This is a genomic window from Oligella urethralis DSM 7531 (genome assembly GCF_000372065.1).
In the GTDB taxonomy this organism is placed as follows: Bacteria; Pseudomonadota; Gammaproteobacteria; order Burkholderiales; family Burkholderiaceae_B; genus Oligella; species Oligella urethralis.
In genome coordinates this window covers 1-23,111 of record NZ_AQVB01000006.1, presented here as the reverse complement: position 1 = coordinate 23,111, position 23,111 = coordinate 1, and the positions used below count along the sequence as shown (strand labels likewise).

20 protein-coding genes and 1 pseudogene are annotated in these 23,111 nt (G+C 41.7%); 2 read left to right on the top strand and 19 right to left on the bottom strand.

Annotation, left to right across the window (positions count from 1 at the left end; translation table 11 throughout):
* Positions 1-2: 2 nt before the first annotated feature.
* The 12 genes from infB to galE all read right to left on the bottom strand — a co-directional run bounded on the left by infB (position 3) and on the right by galE (position 14,754).
* Positions 3-2,726, bottom strand: coding sequence for a translation initiation factor IF-2 (gene infB, locus A3GA_RS0104915; RefSeq protein ID WP_018026278.1), 2,724 nt, complete (start codon positions 2,724-2,726; stop codon positions 3-5).
* A gap of 71 nt (positions 2,727-2,797) precedes the next feature.
* Positions 2,798-4,300 carry a transcription termination factor NusA gene (gene nusA, locus A3GA_RS0104910; protein WP_018026277.1) on the bottom strand — a complete coding sequence of 501 codons (1,503 nt, stop codon included), beginning with the start codon at positions 4,298-4,300 and terminating at the stop codon, positions 2,798-2,800.
* Positions 4,297-4,812: a ribosome maturation factor RimP gene (gene rimP / locus A3GA_RS0104905; protein WP_018026276.1), complete on the bottom strand. Its 516-nt coding sequence runs from the start codon at positions 4,810-4,812 to the stop codon at positions 4,297-4,299. The genes nusA and rimP overlap by 4 nt, the downstream gene beginning before the upstream one ends.
* Before the next feature lie 281 nt (positions 4,813-5,093).
* Positions 5,094-6,878 carry a 23S rRNA pseudouridine(2605) synthase RluB gene (rluB, locus tag A3GA_RS0104900; protein WP_018026275.1) on the bottom strand — a complete coding sequence of 595 codons (1,785 nt, stop codon included), beginning with the start codon at positions 6,876-6,878 and terminating at the stop codon, positions 5,094-5,096.
* 18 nt (positions 6,879-6,896) lie between these two features.
* On the bottom strand, positions 6,897-7,610 hold the full coding sequence (scpB, locus tag A3GA_RS0104895; protein WP_018026274.1) for an SMC-Scp complex subunit ScpB: 714 nt from the start codon (positions 7,608-7,610) through the stop codon (positions 6,897-6,899).
* A gap of 229 nt (positions 7,611-7,839) precedes the next feature.
* Complete coding sequence (locus A3GA_RS11355) at positions 7,840-8,361, bottom strand: hypothetical protein (RefSeq protein ID WP_018026273.1); 522 nt, start codon at positions 8,359-8,361, stop codon at positions 7,840-7,842.
* The gene (locus tag A3GA_RS0104885) at positions 8,358-9,536 is read right to left on the bottom strand and encodes an AAA family ATPase (RefSeq protein WP_147285942.1); all 1,179 of its coding nucleotides are present in this window, start codon (positions 9,534-9,536) and stop codon (positions 8,358-8,360) included. The genes A3GA_RS11355 and A3GA_RS0104885 overlap by 4 nt, the downstream gene beginning before the upstream one ends.
* 190 nt (positions 9,537-9,726) lie before the next feature.
* Positions 9,727-10,227 (bottom strand): hypothetical protein, encoded by a 501-nt coding sequence (locus A3GA_RS0104875; protein ID WP_018026270.1) that lies wholly within the window; start codon positions 10,225-10,227, stop codon positions 9,727-9,729.
* A 10-nt stretch (positions 10,228-10,237) separates the two neighbouring features.
* Positions 10,238-11,536 (bottom strand): AAA family ATPase, encoded by a 1,299-nt coding sequence (locus tag A3GA_RS0104870; protein ID WP_018026269.1) that lies wholly within the window; start codon positions 11,534-11,536, stop codon positions 10,238-10,240.
* A gap of 107 nt (positions 11,537-11,643) precedes the next feature.
* Positions 11,644-12,081: a hypothetical protein gene (locus A3GA_RS11350; protein WP_018026268.1), complete on the bottom strand. Its 438-nt coding sequence runs from the start codon at positions 12,079-12,081 to the stop codon at positions 11,644-11,646.
* Positions 12,078-13,361 carry an AAA family ATPase gene (locus A3GA_RS0104860; RefSeq protein ID WP_105885439.1) on the bottom strand — a complete coding sequence of 428 codons (1,284 nt, stop codon included), beginning with the start codon at positions 13,359-13,361 and terminating at the stop codon, positions 12,078-12,080. The genes A3GA_RS11350 and A3GA_RS0104860 overlap by 4 nt, the downstream gene beginning before the upstream one ends.
* 379 nt (positions 13,362-13,740) lie before the next feature.
* Complete coding sequence (galE, locus tag A3GA_RS0104850) at positions 13,741-14,754, bottom strand: UDP-glucose 4-epimerase GalE (protein ID WP_018026265.1); 1,014 nt, start codon at positions 14,752-14,754, stop codon at positions 13,741-13,743.
* Positions 14,755-14,877: 123 nt separating this feature from the next.
* Between galE and A3GA_RS0104845 the strand changes: the two genes are divergently transcribed.
* Together A3GA_RS0104845 and A3GA_RS0104840 are read left to right on the top strand one after the other, a co-directional pair.
* Positions 14,878-16,158 (top strand): sugar transferase, encoded by a 1,281-nt coding sequence (locus tag A3GA_RS0104845; protein ID WP_018026264.1) that lies wholly within the window; start codon positions 14,878-14,880, stop codon positions 16,156-16,158.
* Positions 16,159-16,213: 55 nt separating this feature from the next.
* Positions 16,214-17,026, top strand: coding sequence for a glycosyltransferase (locus A3GA_RS0104840; RefSeq protein ID WP_018026263.1), 813 nt, complete (start codon positions 16,214-16,216; stop codon positions 17,024-17,026).
* 24 nt (positions 17,027-17,050) lie between these two features.
* Here the strand turns inward: A3GA_RS0104840 and A3GA_RS0104835 are convergent, their stop codons facing one another.
* The 7 genes and pseudogenes from A3GA_RS0104835 to A3GA_RS11335 all read right to left on the bottom strand — a co-directional run.
* Positions 17,051-17,878: a beta-1,6-N-acetylglucosaminyltransferase gene (locus A3GA_RS0104835; RefSeq protein ID WP_018026262.1), complete on the bottom strand. Its 828-nt coding sequence runs from the start codon at positions 17,876-17,878 to the stop codon at positions 17,051-17,053.
* Positions 17,879-17,960: 82 nt separating this feature from the next.
* On the bottom strand, positions 17,961-18,764 hold the full coding sequence (locus tag A3GA_RS0104830; RefSeq protein ID WP_018026261.1) for an IS3 family transposase: 804 nt from the start codon (positions 18,762-18,764) through the stop codon (positions 17,961-17,963).
* Between the two features lie 5 nt (positions 18,765-18,769).
* Positions 18,770-19,093 (bottom strand): transposase, encoded by a 324-nt coding sequence (locus A3GA_RS0104825; RefSeq protein WP_018026260.1) that lies wholly within the window; start codon positions 19,091-19,093, stop codon positions 18,770-18,772.
* Between the two features lie 26 nt (positions 19,094-19,119).
* Complete coding sequence (locus tag A3GA_RS0104820) at positions 19,120-20,232, bottom strand: hypothetical protein (protein WP_018026259.1); 1,113 nt, start codon at positions 20,230-20,232, stop codon at positions 19,120-19,122.
* Positions 20,222-21,196 (bottom strand): glycosyltransferase family 52, encoded by a 975-nt coding sequence (locus tag A3GA_RS0104815; protein ID WP_018026258.1) that lies wholly within the window; start codon positions 21,194-21,196, stop codon positions 20,222-20,224. Before A3GA_RS0104815 ends, A3GA_RS0104820 begins: the two co-directional genes overlap by 11 nt.
* 186 nt (positions 21,197-21,382) lie before the next feature.
* Positions 21,383-22,382, bottom strand: a pseudogene (locus tag A3GA_RS12390) (IS3 family transposase); the annotation flags it as partial.
* Positions 22,383-22,412: 30 nt separating this feature from the next.
* Positions 22,413-23,111, bottom strand: a 699-nt coding sequence (locus tag A3GA_RS11335) for a DDE-type integrase/transposase/recombinase (protein WP_018026255.1), incomplete at its 5' end; no start/stop codon positions are given.

The window sequence follows — 23,111 nt, the reverse complement described above, 5'->3', positions numbered from 1 at the left end:
AATTAAAGACTACGTGCAATCTCTTTGATTTCGAAGACCTCAAACTGGTCGCCAATCTCAATATCATTATTGCCACGTAAGGTGATACCACAATCAAAGCCGGAGCGAACCTCACGCGCATCGTCCTTGAAGCGCTTCAAGGAATCCAAGGCACCTGTCCAAATCACCACGTTATTACGTAATTGACGGATGGAGGAATCACGTCGCACCACACCCTCAGTCACCATACAACCAGCAACCTTACCAATACGAGAAATGGTGTACACCTCACGTACCTCGACCATACCGATCACATCCTCACGCTTCTCTGGCGCAAGCATGCCGGACATCGCCGCTTTGACCTCATCAATCGCATCATAAATAACATTATAGAAGTGCATATCAATGCCGTTTGTCTCAGCCACACGGCGAGCCTGTACATCAGCACGTACGTTAAAGCCGATAATGACTGCATTCGATGCGGTTGCCAAGTTCACATCACTTTCGGAAACACCACCCACACCGGAATAAACCACATCTACCCGCACCTCATCGGTTGACAGCTTTTGCAATGACTGTACTAAGGCCTCTAAGGAACCCTGTACATCCGTCTTCACAATTAAGGCTAAGGTCTGTAAGCCCTCTTGGATATTATCAAACATGGACTCCAGCTTCGCTGCTTGCTGACGGGCTAATTTCACATCACGATACTTACCTTGACGGAATAAGGCAATTTCACGTGCTTTACGCTCATCAGGAATCACCTGTACTTCATCCCCTGCCTTAGGCACATCGGATAAACCTTGAATCTCGACCGGATAGGAAGGACCAGCTGCTTCGACCGCCTGGTTATTTTCATCCACCATAGCGCGGACACGACCATAGCTCGCACCCGCTAACACCACATCAGTACGACGTAAGGTACCGTTTTGGACCAAAATTGTCGCCACCGGACCGCGGCCTCTATCTAATTGTGCCTCAATCACAATACCGCTAGCAGGAATATCTTCTTGCGCTTTTAACTCCAAGATTTCGGCTTGTAGTAAGACGTTTTCTAATAAATCATCAATGCCTTGACCGGTTTTAGCAGACACCGGCACAAAGGGCACATCACCGCCGTACTCCTCAGGAATCACGCCCTCAGCAACTAACTCCTGCTTCACACGCTCAGGATTGGCCTCCGGTTTATCAATCTTGTTGATAGCAACAACCATCGGCACATTAGCCGCTTTAGCATGACTGATCGCCTCACGAGTTTGCGGCATCACACCGTCATCTGAGGCAACCACCAGAATCACCACGTCAGTTACTTCGGCACCACGTGCACGCATTGCGGTAAAGGCCTCATGCCCCGGGGTATCGAGGAACGTCATCCAGCCACCCTCGGTCTTAACGCGATAAGCACCGATATGTTGTGTAATACCGCCGGCCTCGCCAACCGCTGTTTTAGAGCGACGAATATAATCAAGCAAACTGGTTTTACCATGATCCACGTGACCCATCACGGTCACCACAGGAGCGCGCGGCACCAATGGCACATCACTAAAGTCAAAACCCTCTTCTAAAAAGGTCTCGGGGTCATCTAATTTGGCCACCACGGCCTTATGACCCAATTCCTCCACCACAATCATGGCGGTTTCCTGATCTAAGACCTGATTGATGGTAACCATTTGGCCTAACATCATCATGCGCTTAATTACTTCGGATGCCTTAACTGACATTTTGTGCGCTAAGTCGGCAACGGTAATGGTTTCCGGTACATGAATTTCACGTGAGATAAACTCTGGCTCAGGACGTGGTTGCTGCTGTTGACGTTGACGGCCCCCGCGATTACGGTTACGTCCACGACCACCGGCGGCGCGCCAACCGTCCTCCTGCTCATCAGCAGCGACACCGCCTCCACGGCGCTCTTCGGCAACGGCTGAACGACGACCACGGGCACCGTCGGTAAAGCCACTGTCGGCCCGATCGCCACGACGTGATGGTGTGGAGGACTTACTTTCTTTTTTAGGTGCTTTTTTAGTTTGTACCTTTTCTTCGGGCGCAGCTTCTGCACGCATCGCCTTGCGCGGTCGATTTAACATGGCACTAATGGCTTGCGCCTCTTCCTCGGCTTTGCGGCGCGCTGCTTCGCGTGCTTCTTCAGCCGCTTGCTCGGCTGCCGCTTGACGAGCCTGCTCATCTGCAGCCTTGTTAGCGGCTGCAGCCGATTTTTGAGCCTGCGCCTCTGTAGCTTGCGCTTGTTGCTGAGCCGCACGTTCCTCCGCCTTAGCCTTAGCCTCTGCGGCCGCTTTGCGCTCGGCCTCAGCCCTTGCTTTGGCCTCTTGCTGTGCTTTCTCCTCAGCTAATTTAGCCTCTGCGGCAGCCTTGGCTGCTTGAGCCGCCCGAGCCGCTTCCTCTTCAGCCGCCTTCTTCATGGCAGCTAAATCCTCGGCCTTGCGTTGCTCAATCGCGGATTTTTGCGCATCTAAAGAAATACTACGTCGCTTACGCACCTCAACCTGCACACGGCTACCATCGGCCTGACGGATTTCCGAGGTCTTACGACGAGTAAGTGTAATTTTCTTTGCTGCTGAACCAGTGCCGTGACTTGATTGCAGTTTATCCAACAATTTTTTCTTGGCCGCTGGCGTCACAATATCATCCACAGAATTAAGCTCCACCCCGGCAGAACGTAATTGCTCTAATAACGTGTCAGCAGGCATATTTAAATCTCGGGCGAATTGTGAAACAGTAATTTTAGTCATTCGGCTCTCTTTATCAACAACAAACTATTTTATATAAATTAATCAATCCGATGCATCAGGCACGGCACTACTTACTTAGAGGTACTATCCTCAGCCCCATCTTCAAACCAATGGGCTCGTGCTTTACTAATCAACTCAGCCGCAACCTCCGGCTCTAAACCGGTGTATTCAACTAACTCATCGGTCGCCAAATCCGCCAAATCATCGCGACTACGAATGCCACGATCAAACAACTCGGCAATAAGCGTCGGAGTCAATTCCTCGAACTCACGCAGATCCGGCGCTTCTTCTAGCTTTTCCTCAGTTTCAATGGCTTGTACTAGGAGTGAATTACGCGCACGACTACGTAACTCATTAACCAAATCCTCATCAAAACCATCAATGGACAATAGCTCTTCGACTGGTACATAAGCCACCTCTTCAAGACTACTAAAGCCCTCGTCAATCAAGATTTCAGCGATTTCGGCATCAACATCTAATTGCTCAACAAAAAGCTGAGAAAGACGCTGATTCTCCTGCTCCTGACGTTGCTGACTCTGTTCTGGGGTAAGAATATTAATCTGCCAACCGGTCAACTCCGAGGCAAGACGCACGTTTTGACCACGTGTACCAATCGCCTTTGGTAGGTTCTCTTCATCAACCACCACATCCATGGAATGTCTATCCACATCAACTAAAATCGACTCAACAATGGCTGGCGCCAAAGCGCTAATCACAAACTGCGCCGGCTCGTCATCCCATAAAACGATATCAATCATTTCTTCGCCGATTTCCTTACGCACTTCCATCACACGTGAACCACGCATACCGACGCAAGTACCAATCGGGTCAATCCGCTTATCGTAAGCTACCACCGCAATTTTAGAACGCAAACCAGGCTCACGCGAGACTGCTTTAATCTCTAGTAAACCCTGTTCAATCTCAGGCACTTCATTTTCAAATAGCGCACGTACAAACTCAGGTGCAGTACGAGAAACAATAATTGGCTGACTACGTGACTCACGATCCACGCTAGTAATATAAGCGCGTACACGGTCGCCATTGCGTAAATTTTCGCGAGGCAACATCTCAGAGCGTGGTAGACGCGCCTCCACACGACCACTTTCTAAAATCACATCGCCACGGTCAAGGCGCTTCACTGTACCGGAGAAGATTTCCTCACCGCGCTGTAAGAACTCCTCTAAAATCTGCTCACGTTCGGCATCACGGATACGCTGCATAATCGCCTGACGAGCAACTTGCGCACCGATACGACCGACTTCGGCAGCGCCTAAAGGCTCAACAATATACTCACCCACCTGAATGCCTGGCTGTATCTCTTGTGCATCCGAGTAGATCTCCTGACGATCTGGCTCCTGCAAACCGGCCTCATCAGGCACCACTAACCAACGGCGAAAGCCTGAGAACTCACCGGTACTACGATCGATTTTAACCACCACATCAGCACCCTCTTCGTCCAGCTGTCTACGCATCGCTGACGCTAAAGCAGCCTCAACCGACTCATAAACCACATTGACATCAAGGGACTTTTCACGCGCTAGTGAATCCACAAGGATTAAAATTTCTCGACTCATTTCTTTTTACCTTTTCTGAAATCTAGTACAGGATCCAACTTAGCTTTTTCTACATCGCTATAACAAAAAAGCAAAGTCTGAGTATTTTTTTTGTCTTCAATTATCAAACTAAAAACAGGATTTGATTCAGCATCTGCTTTGGCCGCTAAATCCTCTGGCAGCTCTGCTGGACCAGCCTCTAACACACCAGTAAACACCTTGCGATTATCAATGGCGTGGCGCAGACGACACTCGACCCGCTGCCCAATAAATCGCTTAAAATCTGCTATCGTACGTAAAGGACGATCAACCCCTGGAGAACCCACCTCCAGACGCTTATAGTCGATATCCTCCACCTCGAAGATCCGCGACAAAAGACGTGAGACCTGCTCACAGTCATCAATCGTAACACCGCCCTGCTTGTCAATAGTAACGCGTAACAGGCCTAACGGCGCACGCTCCACCTCAACAAGCTCAAGCTCTAAGGCAAGCCCCTGAATGGCTTGCTCAGTTAGGGTAAATAAATCACTCATACATCAGAAATAAAAAATGGGCTTAAAGCCCATCATAAACAATCAGCCACTGCTATCGCCCATGTCGAGATAGAACTCAAGACACCAGCGAGGGCCATAGGCTCTGCCATATGATATCGGTGATATCGGCTAAATCAATCACAGTCACAGCAAAATGATCGACTTTAAAGGCTACTCGCTATAACGCTAATATAGTGGTTAGCAAGTAATTATAACAAAACAATCAATTACTTGCTAGATTATTGTGGCAAAGGCCATAATTCACTATAGAATGAGGGCGGCTAATTACGTTTATCGTAATCCAGGCTTGAGCGACGCTTTTTATGCTCAATTTTCACATCCCGCGAGGCACGACGCTGATAGGCATAATCCAGTGCTGCATCGCTTAAGATCGGCTCATGCCCACCGGCTGCCAGACGGGCATTACGCCGCGCACCAGCGCGCACCGCCTTTTGTGGCGCCGTCACAGTACGCGCACGATGACGAGCAGAGGCGGCATCAGAGCCAGTAACCGTCAAGGCACGACGCTGATAAGCACCGGTCACTGCGGTGGCGCGACTGCGGCTTGGTGGCTGAGCACCCTCAAATCCCGGCGGCATCGCATTAGCGTTAGAGATTGGCTGGCGTGGTTGCTGACGAGCTTGACGCATAGATTGCCGGCGAGCATTTCTACCCTTGGGCGCCCCTTCGGCTTCTGGCAGGACCATACCCATCTCAGCCATCAAAGCCAAGACCACATCTACCTCTAGTTCCTGCCAACGACCACGACTCAAATTGCGAGGTAAGCTAATATCACCAAAACGAGTACGCAACAAACGTGAGACGGTCAGGCCAAAGCTCTCGAACATCCGCCGCACCTCTCGATTACGTCCTTCAAATAAGGTGACACGATACCAACGATTACTGCCCTCTCCACCAATAAAGTCGACCGTGTTAAATTTGGCCGGACCGTCTTCTAAGCTAATACCTTTAAGCATTTGCTCGCGTTGACTCTCTTCGAGTTCACCTAAAATGCGCACCGCATATTCACGCTCATAGCCGTAACGTGGATGCATCATGCGATTAGCAAAATCACCGGAGGTAGTAAATATCAACAAGCCTTCGGTATTTAAATCCAAACGACCAACCGATAACCATTTGCCACTTTTTAAATTTGGTAAGCGAGAAAATACCGTTGGGCGACCTTCCGGATCATCGTGCGTCACAATTTCACCGGCTGGCTTGTAATATAAAATCACCCGTGGTGGGCGCCCTGCGCGCGGACGTCGCACCACACGACCATTGACCTTAACCACATCCTCTTGACCCACACGCTGACCCACATGCGCAGGCTCTCCATTGACGCTAACACGACCAGCAATAATTAGTTGCTCCATGTCGCGACGGGAACCTACACCCGCATCAGCCAACACCTTATGCAATTTAGGTCGAATTTGATCGTTGTTTAAAAACTTGGCAACACGCTGCTCGCTGTCGGCCGCTAGATTGTAACGACCTAAATCAAGCTCCTCTTCTTGTAATAAGGCCGTATCTAATGTCTCTTCGATAAACTCAAGCGCCTCTGGTGAGCTTGAGCGACGCGCTTGACGACGCATTGTGTGAGGCTTGGTTGGCTTACCATCTTGCGCTTGGCGTAGCGCCTGCGTACGACCACGACGCGCACCAGACGCTGCGGATTTAGTGTGGCGCCGTGCCCCTTGCTGCGACGCAACTCGCTTGCCACTAGCAGATGCGCTTGCTTGCAATCCCTCGCTAGGCGTACTCATCGATTGCGTGGCAGTATGCTCCGCTGCTTGCAGCTCTTTTGATGGCGAAACACGACGAGTACGTCGACCTGCCAGTTCGACTTGACGCTCACGACGAGCACTAGAAGCACCGCCAGGGCGGGATTTTTTAGTGGAAGCGACTGCCTCAGCACCTACTGCGGCACCCTGAGTTGCTTGTGGGTTGGCTTTAGCTTCAACACTGGCATCAGCACGGCGACGACGAAAAGGCGTTCTCAACTTACGTCCACGACGCTGTTCAACAGGCTTAGTAGCCGAGGTTTGAGTTGTTTCAATATCCATTATTATAAATAAACCTACCTATTGATCACTTTCGGATCGATTTTCTAATTGTTCATTGACAGGCGCTATCTCATTGGCACTGTCTGCCGTCATCGCCACCTCATCGTCCGAGGATGAACTAGATAGTTGTGGCGCTTCCCCCGCTTCGTCAAGGGCCAGGGCTATTTCCTGCTGCAAGGAAGCGTATGACTCATCATCTGCGACTAAGGCGTCATGAAAGGACTCTAACGGTGGCAAATCAGCACGTGATTGCAAACCCAAATCGCTCCAAAACTGCTCAGTAATGCCGAGCAATGAAGGGCGCCCTGGACCATCTCGATAGCCTACGACCTCGATCCACCCTCGATCCTCTAAGGTTTTAATGATCTGCGAGGATACGGTAACACCACGAATACTTTCAATATCACCCCGGGTCACGGGATAACACCAAGCGATAATTGCTAATGTCTCCATCACAGCTCGAGAATATCGCGGCGGTCGCTCCGGATTAATTAATTCGAAGTACTTTTGCATGGCCGGTCGGCTCTGAAAACGCCACCCCTCAGCCACCTCAACCAATGCCAAGCCCCTATCCACCCAAGCCAATTGCAGTTGCTCAATGGCTTGCAACACCATCGCCCGATCAACTTCCTCGTGTTCGGCAAATAACTTGGTAATTTGATTAATACTCATCGGCTCATCGGCGCATAACAAAACCGCCTCTACGACTCGCCCAAGCTCTGGTAGATCCATGAATTTAAATAACGGGGGACAAAACTCAGCCTAAGGTATCGCTCATGTGCTTAGAATCGTTATTGTTAAAATGCCTAAGCCATCGGATGTGGGCTATTTTAACAGGGCTTGGCGATTGAAATCAACGAGAAATGGTGTTTTGCAAGTTAAAAACAACGGAAGCGGGGTTTAGCTGCGTTGTGTGGGCGAGTTTAAAACTTAAGACTGTACGATTAAATCTACTCTCGCTTTAAAAACCAATAATAATTTTTTGCAATGATAATCTAGTTTTGAGGATGGGCATTAGTCCTCTTGACCACATTTGATTAACATTAAAGCCAAGTTCCTGTAGTCGTACTAAGCGCTTTTTATCTTTTATAAACTTATTCTTGAAACTCTCATCGCCCTGGGCCCTAAAGGCTTTATGTAATGCTAGTAATTTTAATCCTGGGCAAGCATGGATAAGCTCTTCTTCGAGATTACGAGTTTGCTGCAATAAATGCACTTTGCTCGAAGAGTCAGCGATTCTTTTCACAGCATTTACAAACTCATCAACTCTGCTGGTGACATCGGTATCAAAAACTATATATGAGATGACACGCCCACTTTTTGGCATCAACCTTAAGGTGCTCTCTACTTTTCCATCCCAACAATTAAATATATGAATCTTTCCAGAAGGTATGATTTTCTCTGCCTGTAATGCCATCAATAAAGCTTTCTCGGTTTGTCCCTCAACAAAATAAATGACACATTCAGCACGCCCTCCCCTCATAAAAGCAACTCCATTTTGGACATATCCGGAAGCGTATTAAATACATTATTCTTGACGTAATTCAGGAGACTGCGGTCATTTTTATTAATAATCTGTTCTGGCTGAACAATGGATGTACCCTCTTCATCTTTAGACATAAAGACATAAGAATGAACAGGTAAATTCATATCTAACACATCATAGTTATGCGTTGTATAAAAAAGCTGCGCATGCCTTGGCAAATGAGCAATTAACAAGCTTAATGTTAGTTGTTCTAATTCAGTGTGTACATAAGCCATCGCCTCATCCAAATAATAGACGATGGGACCATTATCATGAAACGCTTCACAATAGTTTCTATCATCAATAATCCGATTTAGAAAAATAGCAACTTTCAGCGCCTCATAGGTACCTTTAGAAAGTCGCTCAGGCTTTGTTACAGCGCCTTCCATATCCAATACGACAGAGTCATGATTTTTAAATATTAAACTGAAAGCTTGGGTTTTATCTGATTCGTCCTTGTTCTCAGTTACTTTGATAATGGTTGGATCAAATGTAGTCACTATATCTTCTAAAATTTTTCTATTTAAAGATTCAGAGGACATAGGAATTTTCCGAGTATCGGAAGTCACAGAGGAAAATGAATAAAACCATCCACATGAGCCCTGCTGAGCTTCTTTAATTCGCTCACGAAAGGCATACAATGCATCTAATTCTTTATCTTTTGATGTTTCAACTCTAAAAATATTAGACGCTTCATTTTTATTTAATCGCAGTCTTGCAGAATTGACCGTATCAGTCGCCCTAAGCGGAATTTCGGCATACTCAATTACAGGCACACTCTGATCTTGATTAATAGTAAGCTTTAGCCGGTGCAAGCAAACTCTTTTATTCTGAGGCATAACAAACTCAACCTCAATAACACCAGCTTCAGACTTGTCGAATAGATAGTCACGAAGCTTATTTGATGAGGTATTGTCTTTGAGTATAAATAATTGTATCTCCAGCATTAATCGGCCCAGTGCTGTCTTACCACTGGCATTAACCCCCGAGATTATACAAACTCTTCTGAAATGAAAGTTCTTATAACCTTCAAGCGATTCATCGGGAATCGTGCTTTTCAACAATTTCCTTTGAATTGCAAAATCCAAAAATACATCGCGGAAAGAGAAAAAGTTCTTAACTCTTAAACTCAAAAAAATCATTTTACTTCCAGAATTAGGAATTTAATTAAATTAAATATACCCTATTTTTTTAAAAATAACTAGCTCCTTAAGTGAGGTGAGGCCTTGACTGTTAACGGCAGTTATGTGTGCCCCCGCAAGGATATACTTGAAGCGGCATAATGTGAGCAGTAGGTGCTGGGTCATCACACGACCTCCTAAGCTAACAAACAAGTTGTGAAAAGTTTTGCTTATAAAAGTCTATATCGTGAACAAAAATTTCATCGTAAAAACCACCTAACTCCTCATTGATGGCATCAAAACTATAACGCTCTTGTGAAGCCTGGATGTTACGATGATATGCTCTGGTTGAGGTATCCTTTTTATACACTACACAGAAGTAAAATTTATTATCTCGAGGGGAAAATTTTGATAATAATGTTTTAAAGAATTGAGTGCCATCACGAAATTTTCTTACTATTTGAGGCTTATTAACTCGAGACCATTCTTGATTTTTAAACTCAACAAAATACAAATGTTTGGCCCCTAAACAGATTGCGTCTGGTGATGCCGGTAAAGCGTCTACATTGCCAAACTTTGCTTTAACATAAGCATCAAAGTCAAAAACATTGTCGACACTCTCATCCTCACAGAGAAACTCATTATTAGTGAGGTCGAAACTCGTCTCCTTAAGTGTCGAACGGTAGTTCTCAAACTCACTCATCAAAAAGAAATCAAGACGATATTAATTCCCCATCTTTTAACACCTGCTTATCAAGCTCCCGCAACTGCTCAAAAGGCTCTGATAATAAAGCAAAAATCTCTGGCAGTTGACTCTTATTCTCAACCTCATTGTTTTTAGCAAGATAAAAAGACGTTTCATCTTTCAGGCCTTTAACTTCAGAATAACGCTCCAAAGCCTCAATCAGATAAGGGCTATGCGAAGAAACGATAACAAAAACACCACTATTCGCTAATTCCACCAAAATCTTAGCTAATTTCAGTTGCCAATTTGGATGAAGATGATTTTCAGGCTCATCAAAGATAATAAGCGTATTTATATCTATGAAATCATTAGCAACTAATATCTGCAGCATACCAAAAACTTTTATACCACTGGCGGTATTTTTAATTGAAATGCGTTCACCTTCTTTTTGATAAACAAAGTCGCCATCAGTGCTAGAGTACGATACCTCTCCATCTATGACAGAAGCAATTAACTCAAGAAGATCTAAATCTTGAAACTCTGCAGGTGGCTCTATCAGCTTATCGAACAAATCTTTAGTATGTAAAGTAGTATAAGGCACCCCAAGTCGACGCGCCCCTCTCTTATCAAGTTGCGTCTGACTACGAATAAGTAAACTATAAAAATTTAATAATAACGGCGTTTCTATGAAGGTTGCATCTCGTATCAGAATAGGTTTAGCATCCTCATAAACACTTACTTTGTTGCCCTTATCTACAATCAATTCTAATAGTTTGAGGCTATCATCCCAAAGCTGAATACTACCCTCATCTGCACCTCTAAAAAGCACTTGTGAATCAAACTCAGAAACAAAGGTTTTAGTGAACTCTCTTTCAAGAACTCGCTTTTGATCTTCAGGCTCTTCAACAATGCTTATTAATTTTTGTTTAAATTCATCTATAAAAGATAGATCAGACATACTCAAAACGTTATGCTGCATAAGTATTTGCCACGTATCATCAAACAACTGCATTGATGTTTCAGCATTAACATCTTCTCTCAATAACAGATCCATCTGCTTGAAAACAATAGATCTTGCACTTTTATCGATTTCATCATTTAAATGCGAACGCAATGTAAAATAGAAATCTTCGAAAAACTCTTGAACCTCGTGTTGTTTGGAGGCGTTTAACTCTTCTTTGTGCTTATTGAGTGCTTTGACTATACAAAAAACTATCTTACCAATAGTGCTTTTACCATTGTCATTTTCACCAGCGATAACACATAACCGATTAAGTGTGACCTCAGCTTTTTTGAGCATGCCAATGTTTTTAAGCTTTAACTTCATAATCTCGTTCCGATTGCCTTCAACTACTAATGTCGTGCTAAACGATAGCTATATTGCTCTTTGCACCTTGGTGTTAAGCTGCATAGCGCCAAACGTAAAGCTTATTATTATTTGCGCTTTATCGTACCGTTCGTTAAATACTCATAATGAGCTGGGGAGTTCTTGATATGCAACTTAACACCGCTTCTTGCCATTTTCGACACTGCCTGCTGCCGTTTAGTTGATGAGGCCGGAGGCACCTTACTTGAAACGATAAAAGCATACTTATTAGGAAAATTCTGTTGAAAAAGCTGAATACTGCTTAAAAGCTGCTTTAATCCGTCTTCAATTTGTCTTCCCTTTAGCTCGACAAATAACTCCGTTAAATCATGATCATACAAGTAGTAATCACAACACTTCGGACCCTGTCCGGCAGGAATCACTTCACCATCAAGTTGCACCTGAGCAAAAGCACTAGCATTATACAGTTTAAACGTTTTCCCTTGTTCACTTAAACTAACGATGCTATCGCAGGGTTTTGCATATTGAGCCAAATTAATAGTCAATCTTCTACCTCTAAATCAGTCTCATCAAAATACCGTAAATCGATCAACTTTGAAAAATCATCATTAATACTCTCAGACACCGAATCCAAATAATCTGCGTTAATTAGTCGAGTTTCTTCATCCATGATTGAGTGAGCAATGCCATTTTCAATACTGTAAACACCCAACTTATCAGAGAGTAACCAGTATTCTTCCGGTATAATCTGTCGAATACGCTCGCTTTTATTAGGTTGGTCTCTAGATAAATCAGCGGCCATGACTAAATTATTAATGACCGACAAAATATAAGGACTATGAGTAGCAAAAGCTAATTTTGTCTCTTTTAATTCAGAGGCCTCTGAATTAAAACAACTTTTAATTAATCTTTGAATAAGTCGTTTTTGTGCAGCCGGAAATAAGGATAACTCGGGTTCTTCAATAAAAATTGATAAATGTCTTTTACCAAATCGAATCTTAGGTAGATTGTCTTTGTTACTAAAAGCATTATCCTCTTGAGCTAATAGCTTACTCATAAAGAACTCCTTAAAAGCTCCGTCGAACACCGTTTTAAAATCAAATCGTTGCGTCAAATGATCAACAATAATTTCTGAAAATAACGCTGTTTTGGTACCGCTTGATGCGTTTTCTAACTTCAATTCAAAACCTTCGCTACTTTCTTTATCGTTGTTATTTTTAACAAAAAATTGGGCCGCCACACCTGTTTTTCTAAATAAACTTAAGTCAGTACTTTCTATTAAGAACTCTTTAGCGTCTAGCTTATCAAAAGCTTCTAAAAAATTCTCATAGGTATCGCCTAAGTAGTAAGGTAGCTTAAAGCCGCGAGGAATTTTATTCGAATAAATATCCGGAAGAACACCTCGATTTTCACTAATAAACGCAATTTTCTCGGCGCATAAACCATCTTGGGAAGATAACTTCGCATCGGTCGGGAGCTTAGCTTTACTCTGATAAAGTGTATGACCTACAGTAAACTCAATTTCTGTCTGTGCAGTAACAAACTCCTCAAGACCAGACATTTTTAATAAAGTAGAAGAAACCAAACGACTATAGTCACTCTTAGTGGCTAATTTGGACTTAACAAAAAAACTTCTCAAGTTATTTTGTTTATGCACCCACCGAAGCAATGACATTAATTTTAAAATCGCACTTTTACCGGAACCCGACTCCCCAATAAAAATGGTTAAAGGCTTAATTTCAATATCTAAGCTTTTAATAGGACCAAAATTCTTTACTACTAAGCGGTCATGCGTCAAGTTAGGTTGCTTAGAACTATTTGTCATTTTATAAACTCAATAATACGGGGGAAATAAACTAGAAATGACTAGGATAAAAACCCGTTTTGATAATAGCTACCCCTAGCAAAACAAAGATTAAAAAAACATAAACAATCACGTTATTTGTAATCTCTGAGCTTTAATCTTTCTGAACATAATACCACCCATTGGCACAATTTTAACGGCAAGTAGACAATAATGGCCGTCTATAATTGTAGGGTATGCCCCCCATTTCTAGGAACTGCTTTTAGTAAAATGCTATGGATTTAGCCACTTTAAGTTGCGGGGTGGTTACCTCAGTAGGTATTCGTAGTCCCGCAATGCTCAAGCTCTTGATTAATCCTTACGGCGTTGCCAGTACTGGCAAATAGCTAATCCCGCCACCCTACTTAAACCCTTCCGGATTCCCTTTCTGCCAGTTCCAACTATGACGCATCATATCTTCCAATCCATAGTCTGCCTTCCAACCCAAGTCCTTCTGCGCCTTGTCAGGATTAGACCAACACTCAGCAATATCACCAGCCCGTCTTTCGACCAACTGGAAAGGCACTTTCTCACCAGTAGCCTCTTCAAATGCTTTAATGATCTGCAACACAGAGTAGCCCTGTCCAGTACCAAGATTCCAAACATGACAACCCGATGACTGCTTCAAGTAGTCCAAAGCAGCTAGATGGCCCTTGGCCAAATCAACGACATGAATATAATCACGCACACCGGTACCATCAACGGTTGGATAGTCTGAACCAAAAACAGATAACTTTTCTAGTTTACCGATAGCGACTTGCGTCACGTAAGGCAAGAGATTATTTGGAATACCGCTTGGATTTTCACCGATTAAACCACTTTCATGTGCACCAATGGGATTAAAGTAGCGCAATAAGGCTACTGAAAAATCAGTTTCTGCCACGACCAGATCCTGTAATATTCGCTCTACCATTAATTTAGACATACCATAAGGATTGGTTGGTACACCCACCGGACAGTTCTCTGAAATCGGAATTTCTTCTGGATCACCATAAACCGTAGCGGATGAACTAAATACTAAACGCTTAACGCCTGCATCACGCATTGCTTCAAAAAGCACCACACTACCGCTGACATTGTTATCATAGTACTCAAGAGGCTTTTCAACACTTTCACCGACAGCTTTTAAACCTGCAAAGTGCACAACCGCATCGATCTGATGTTGTTTAAAAACACCATCCAGCAGCCGCCGATCACGTATGTCGCCCTCAATCATTAATGGTTTTTTTCCTGTGATCTCTTCGATGCGCTTCAAGACTAACGGTGAGCTATTACTAAAATTATCAATGATAACAACCTCATAGCCTGTTTGAAGCAACTCAACAACAGTATGTGAACCAATAAATCCGGCACCACCGGTGACAAGAACTTGCATGCTTATTTCCCTTGAATCATGGTTATTACAAATAATGATTTATAATCATACGACAAGCAAGCCGTGGTTGATAAATTTTAAAGATAAAACACACATTTGTAATATGATAGGGCTCCACTTACTATGGATATAAAACCACATAAACGACATTCAAAATGGTATGAGCGGTTTTTTTTTAGCACTACTACTCAGATTATTATCACAACGTTTATTTGTGCGATCCTGCCGGCCTGGATTTTGTGGGGAGAGCGCTTTTTTAATCATCCTGCAGCAACCGAAATCAACTCATTTTATGGTGTTATTGCCAGTAACATTTGTAGTCTAATCACGCTAAGAGTGCTTTTAAAGTTCCCTGGTAATAAGTCCAGTAGCTTTATTATCTCGACTGTTCTAGCTTGGTACACAGTATTAATTGTGGTCTTCTTGCTTTTTAGGCTTGAGTACTCACTCTACTTTCTTACATTTAGTTTAACTTTAACTCTTTTTTATGGTTTCTTAGGTTTTTTCTTCGGCAGGCGCTGGGCTACGCCTAAAATTGCTTTAATACCTTATGGACGTGCTGCTGATCTTGCATCTATACCAGGTGCTAGTTGGTACTTATTGAGAAACCCTGAAATTGAGGGTGAGCGGCGCTATAATATGATCGTTGCCGATTTGCACTCAAAAAAGCTAACCGCTGAATGGCAAAAATTTCTTGCATATTGTGTTTTGTCTGGTATGCCAGTATACAACTCGCACCAAATTGAAGAATCTCTAACAGGTCGCGTCAAAATTCGTCATATGCACGAGAATCAACTAGGATCACTGCTGCCCTCCCCTGTATACTCTGTCATCAAACGAATCACAGATATTGTTGCAGTGCTTATGGTTATGCCCATCGTTTTACCGATTATGCTCATTACAGCGATTGCTGTTGTTTTAGAAAGTAAGGGTGGCGCTCTTTTTATACAAAACCGCGTCGGTAAAGGCGGTAAAGAGTTTAAAATCTACAAATTTAGAAGTATGACCAAAGACTCGGAAAAAGATGGAGCTCAATTTGCCTCAGCTAATGATATGAGGGTTACCCGGATTGGAAAATTTATACGTAAAACACGTATTGATGAGCTACCTCAATTCTTTAATGTGCTCAAAGGTGATATGAGTCTGATAGGGCCGCGACCTGAACAAAAGGTTTTTGTCGATGCTTTTGAAGAGCAAATCCCCTTTTACAACTATCGTCATATCGTCAGACCTGGTATATCAGGGTGGGCACAGGTAACGCAAGGCTATGCTGCAGATGTAGATGACACACAAATTAAAGTCGAACATGATTTCTACTACATCAAGCACTTCTCACTGTGGTTAGATGTTTTAATTGTCTTTAAGACAATTAAGACTATGCTGACTGGATTTGGAGCGAGATAACATTACTGCTAAATGTTCTTTTCCTTATAAAAAGTTTTTATAGATAAATTAGATTATGAATTTTACAGTTTTAATGTCTTTATATATTAAAGAAAATGCATCCTATTTAAATGATTGCTTAAAAAGTTTAGAAAATCAAACGATGCCTGCCAATGAAATTGTTATCGTATTAGATGGGCCGATATCAATTGAATTGGAAAACGTTTTATTTAAATGGGAACAACAACTGCCTATAAAAAAAATCCCCCTAGAAAAAAATATTGGTCTAGGACGAGCATTGAATATAGGATTAAAACACTGTTCAAATGAATGGGTTTTCCGCATGGATACCGATGATATTTGTCTCCCGTCACGTTTTGAAGTTCAAGTTGAATATATACAAAAACATCCTGAAACTGTACTACTTGGTGGACAAATTAAAGAGTTTTCAACAACCCCAACTGAAGACATGTTCACACGCAAAGTACCTATAGGCTTTAAAAACATTTACAATTATGCAATTAAAAAAAATCCATTTAATCACATGACTGTAGCTTATAAAAAATCAAATATTTTGCAATTAGGCGGCTATCAGCATCATTTATTTATGGAAGACTACAACTTATGGTTAAGGGTTTTAGCCAATCACAAAAAAGTTGAAAACTTACCAAACACTCTAGTTTTGGTTCGCGCGGGTGATGCTATGTTATCTAGAAGAAGAGGAAAAATATATATTAAAAGTGAGTGGGAAATGTTTAAATTAAAAAAGTCTCTTGGATATCATGGCTGGACAAAGGGAATTTTGCTCTTCGTAGCTCGTGCCCTCCCACGGATTTTATCACCACAACTTCTCACTAAAATTTATAGATTACAGCGCAAAATTGAATAAAACTCATATTTTTAAAGCTATGTTTTAGCTAATTTCCGAGGATTCTCTCAAATCATTATCATAAAATACCTCCATGGTAGCTTGATCAACTTTTCTAGCAAACCAGTACCCAACTTGAGATGATGTTTTTAATTCTGAAAGACTCAAAAAAACAGGACTAGAGCCTCTTTGATACGATGGATTAAATACGATAAATCTTTTATTTCCTTCAGTAGAAACCTTACTTGAAAGTTTGTTTTTTTCGACTAAATATTGAAAAAAATGTTCGTCTGGGCATAATTTTTTCTTAAAAAAACTTATGTCTTCAACTGATATAGATTCATAAAGAGTTAATAATTCAGCTCTTCTAATAGAGAACCATTGACTACCAAACTTGAATAGTCTATGACTAGGTAAAAACTTATCAAATAACTTAATTACTTGAGTATAAATTTTACCCAAAGGATGTCTTGTATATTTATTATCGGCATGAGGTACATCAAAACGCATTCTATAATTATGTCTTTTTGACTCCCTATACTCCATATAAATAGAGTCATCACTCCATGACAAATTTTCATTCAAAATGACATCATCTCCGCTTATCAAATGGAAAAACTCATTTTCGCTATCATGTTTTAAAGCAAAGCTAATTAAATTTAATGTAGCCTGAACCATACTGAAACCAGCCCACTTAACATCAACCCTTTTATCTATAAAAAAAACATTAGGACAACCTTTTACTGAAAGCTTCTCTAATGGTTTTTTCAGATCTAAATGTATATAAAAGTTATCATTTGGGTGGTTTCGAGCATATTCTAATAGCTTGTCTATTGGTTTATGAGTAAGTACTAAAAAACATTTTTTTTTCATAAATAATCCAGAAAGATAAAGCTTGAAGAAATTTAACTTCAATATATAGTTTTATGTAATGACCCAGCATAATTTTCACACTTTAAGCTGCTAATTGTTGATAAATCATACTCGGTGTTTTCATTTTAAGCGCCTGATGAGGGCGCTCTTCGTTGTAGTACTTAAACCATAAGTCTAAGCACCGCTTAGCCTCATCAACCGACCGCCAGTTATGTTGTTCAACACACTCCGTTTTAACAGTGCGAATGAACCTTTCAACCAGACCGTTTTGCTGTGATGTGTGCGGTCGAATAAACTCCTGCTCAAACCCATAGCGTTTAGCCGCTTTGGTATAGAGTTTGGGCGTAAAGACCAGTCCATTATCGCTTCTGAGGACAATGCGCTCTCGTGGTGCCATCAGGCTACCCGAGCGATATATGAGAGCCTCCTCTAATGCCGCCTCAGCGGCTTTAGCATCACCCTTAGGGCTAAGTGACCAACCCAAGAGTTCGCGCGTATGGCAGTCCATGACAAGCGTTAGAGTACACCAACCGTTGCGTGATCCACACCATACTCGGCACGTATCCGTCGACCAACGCACATCAGGTGCTGACGTCACCGAGGTCTTGTTCTGTACCCGTGGTGTCGCACCGCTCGCCCGTTGCCGAAGCTGCCAACCCTTAAGCTGAAAGATACGCTGAATGGTGTTCTTGTTCTCACCCAACGCCCAAGCAACCGTTCGGTAACCGGCGTGGGGAAACGCATTAATGAACCGTTTAACACGCGCAGCAAGGTGTTCGTTCACCTTGGATGCCGACTTAACTGCTCGGTAGTAAAAACTACGACGAGACACGCCTGACCACTTACACGCTTGACTGATGGTCACCTGATCCCCTTCTTGCGCCATCTCGTCTAGAAGTCCTTGCAACTGCCGGGGGTTGATTCGAGATGACGCTGTAGCTTTTTTATAAACTTAATCTCCAACATCGCCTCACCATACGCCTCTCTGAGCTCACGTAATTGCGCTTCGTATTGCTCGGCAACATCCTTAGGCTTGGCACGTAAGGAGTTCTCCATGCCGGCCTTTGCATCCTCTAGCCATTGCTCAATATCTCGTTGCAAAAGGTCATATCGTCTTGAGGCCTCTGCAACGGTAATCTGCCCAGCAAAGATCTGCATGAGCAATTCAGATTTGTGCTTGGCGGTCCAACATTTGATAGCAGGTTCTAAAGTCATGTTGTACTCCATGTGTTAGAGCAACTTTAACATGTACAGTTATTCTCTGGGTCACTATATTTAACTACAGCAGTTTTATTATTCTTATATCTAACTAACAGTAGTAATTGAAATAAAACTACGTCAAAATATGTAAAAAGACCCATCTGATCTAAAAAATATCTCCCATAAACTATTAAAGATAAAACAATTAAAGTTAAGTTTCGACTTGATAGTATATAAATCAAAATCAGGATAGCCATCAAAGTATGAAGTATGCCATACCTACTATGTCCTGTAATAAATGAATTATGAGGATTTCTTTCAAACTCAACTATTAGCTGACAACACTCGTCAAAATTTCTGCCTAAAATGATAGATTTAAAATCGATACGATCCAAATACTCTATCAGAAACAACGTTCTATCAGAGCTAAATCCTCGTGAAAAATTAGATGACGTTTGTATTTTTTCGAGTAATTCCCAAAAAAAACTACTAGTAAAAAAATATACTAAAGAAAAAACAAAAAGAAAAATCAACAATTTTGAGTTACGTTGATAAATTGCATATAAAAGCAACGCTGAGGATAACAAAATCCCGCTTCTTCCATATAAAAAATAACAGCAAACAAAAGTAATTATATAAACTAATAACGGTTGTTTTTCGTTGCTTTTTTCATGTGAAATACCTACGTTAATCGCTAAAAAAATTAATATCCCACTTAAATAATTCCTGCTAGAACCTTCAAAGACCACATTGTATGCCTCATCATCTTCAAAGCCTATTGAAAAAAACAAATAAGTTAGATATAAAACATATAAAAAATAAATTAGTTTCGATAACGCTCTAGTGTCCTTGATTTTAAAAACCAATAAATATGCTATTAATAATGAAATCACTCCGTATTGCAGATTATACAAAGCAATATAAAAAGTAACTCCTTGACTAAATACGCTAGCAACAAAGAATAGTGTAAATATTGAAAATAAAATCAAAAGTTTATTTAGAGAAACTTTAGAATAATTTAAAATCAATCCAAATAAAAAATAACCAATAGCAAAATAACCAGCAAAAAAATAATAATCCCTTACCTTTATATAAAAAAACACTAAGATAAAAATAAATAATATGCTTATTTGACTTAAACGTTCAATTTTCATTATTTTTCTCTAAGTCTATTGTCACACACCCTGACTTTGTAGAAAGAAGTTCAACAACATCAGTCAACGTCTTACTAAGTAAATTAGAATACACCGGATAAATAGTAATACCCGGAATATTTAACAAATTAAATTGGGCGCTACTCGCAAAGCCATACAGGTTAATTTGTTTATATTTTTCTCTTAAAGAGTAAATTTGTTCTTCAGCAATTAAAAGCGAGTCTTCAATACTTTCAATATTGATTTTTCTTTGGTCCCTAGGATGAGGAATATAAATCCATTCCACATTACTATTCTCTATAAAATTTCTAACTTTTTCCCATAGTAAATCTGCATTACTCTTCTTATTTACAACATCTTCATACATGGTACCAAGAAAAATGTTTATTTCTCCATGAGTTGCTCGATTGTTTTTTTTAAAATCCAACAACTGAAGAGTCTCTGTTCTATCGACAACATTTTGAAACTCAGGATAAATTGTGTAATGTTTTTTTAGTTTTGACTTAACTTTTTCTAGTGTAAACCTGTTGCCTAATATATAGTTGACCACTTTTAAAATAAAACCTCTGAATATCCCTCTCTCAACACCCGTAAAAAAAGTACTATTAATAAAAATATTAGCAGTTCCATCATCAAATGTAACTAACTCCTGACAATCCACAAAAGATAATACATAATGAACAAGTGTATCGTCGATACTTCCTATATACACATTAAATTTTTTATTCTTTAATATTTTTCTTAAATGAGTAACCGTGGCTAAAGAGCGATTAGTTTTAATATAGTCTCCAAGATACATTCCATTAGACAACTTAGAAAAATAATAATAATTTTTATTATTATCAGTTAATGCTATATAAATGAGAATGCAGTCAGACTTATCCAACCCTTCATGACTTATGATTTTTTCTGCAATAAGACTTTGCAAAGGCGTTGTACAGACAAAAAGGCTTTTAATTTTCATACTTTTTCACTAGTTTAATTAATCAAAAAATTAAAAATTCATATAAACAACTGCAAAATCTAAATTAATATTTGAAATCATTATTGTTTTATCGTAATTGAATAATAATTATTATTAAAAACATAATGCATTTAACATATATTGTAGTCCCCCCATTTTTAGTAGCAATTTTAGGTAGAAACAGTATTAAAAAAATCGTTCTAACTTTTGTTGTGGGGTAATGCCACCAATGCCCATATGCGGGCGTTCATTATTGTAAGTCCAGAGCCAATGCGTGGCTTCCTGCTGCACCTCTTTCAAATCGTCGTAGAGATGTTGCCCCAGCCAATCATAACGAACGGTTCGATTATACCTCTCCACATACGCATTTTGTTGTGGCTTACTGGGCTGGATATGTAAAAGCGTTATTTGCTTCTCCTTCGCCCAACACACCATGTGATTGCTAATGAGTTCAGGTCCGTTATCCATGCGTATGCAAGCAGGCTGTCCTCGCCACTCCATTACCTGCTCCAGAGCGCGTGTAACGCGCTCTCAGAGGGTAGAGAGTAGTCCACCTCGATAGTTAAACCTTCACGGTTAAAATCATCCACCATGGTCAGCAAACGAATGGTGCGCCCGTTAGAGAGTGTATCGTGCATAAAGTCAATCGACCAGACTTGGTTAATGCCTATAGCCGTTCCTAAAGTGTCCGGACGCTCTCGTTTTATGCGACGGCGCGGCTTGATGCGCAGGTTGAGTTGCAACTCCCGATAGATGCGATAGACTCGCTTGTGATTCCATTTGAAACCCTTAACGTTGCGAAGATAGAGAAAGCAAAGACCAAAGCCCCACGTCTTCTGCTCAGCAGCTAGTTTTAACAGCCAATCGGCGATGAGCTCATTCTCCTCACGCCCTTTGGCTTGGTAATAGTAGCAACTTTGACTGATGCCGAAGGCTTGACAAGCTAAGCGGATGCTGACACCACGATACTGGACAGCCTTTTGCGCCATCTCTTTACGCCGAGATGGCGCTACCACTTTTTTTCCATCGCCTCCTTGATGATTTCTGCCTTCAGGCGTTCTTCCGCATACATCTTCTTGAGGCGTTTATTCTCCGCTTCAAGCTCCTTAAGACGAGCAATCATGGAGGTGTCCATGCCACCATATTTGGCACGCCATTTATAGAAGGTGGCACTGCTCATGCCGTGCGGTGTTTGTCAAGCAAGTTGTCCGATTTCTTATGCTGCTAATACTACATTTCTCGCTAAATCGTTACTCTCCTTCGATGGGTTTAACCAGACCTCTTTGACCGGTTTCCAATTGCGAACAGAACGGTTTTTCCAACGTTCTGGTCTAGCTTCTTTGGCTGTCTCATAAACGGCACGGCGATGCGCTAAAACAGCATTATCCTGCCCGCTATGACGCTGTTCTGGTGTTACAAACTGAATACCACTATGGCAATGTTGCGTGTTGTACCAGATGACGAATTGATGCACCCATTGACGAGCCTGTTCTAGGCTAGTAAAAGGCTTATTAGGATAGGCCGGTGTGTATTTGAGTGCTCTAAACAGAGACTCCGAATAAGGGTTATCATCACTAACTGATGGGCGGCTAAAGGAAGGCATAATGCCTAACCTCTGCAAGGTCGCTAGCATAGTAGCTCCTTTCATCGGACTACCATTATCTGAGTGTAAGATGAGCTGGTCTTTTCGGATTCCATGTTTCAGACACGCCTTGTTAATCAGAGTCGCTGCGTGTTGAGCCGATTCTTCTAGGTGAATCTCCCAACCAGTAATCAGACGACTGTAGATATCCATCGTCATATACAAGCGATAGAACTGCCCACGAACGGCACTCGGTAGATAGGTGATGTCCCATGACCATACCTGATTAGGTGCTGTGGCTACCCACGACATAGGCTTAGGCACCTGTCGTGG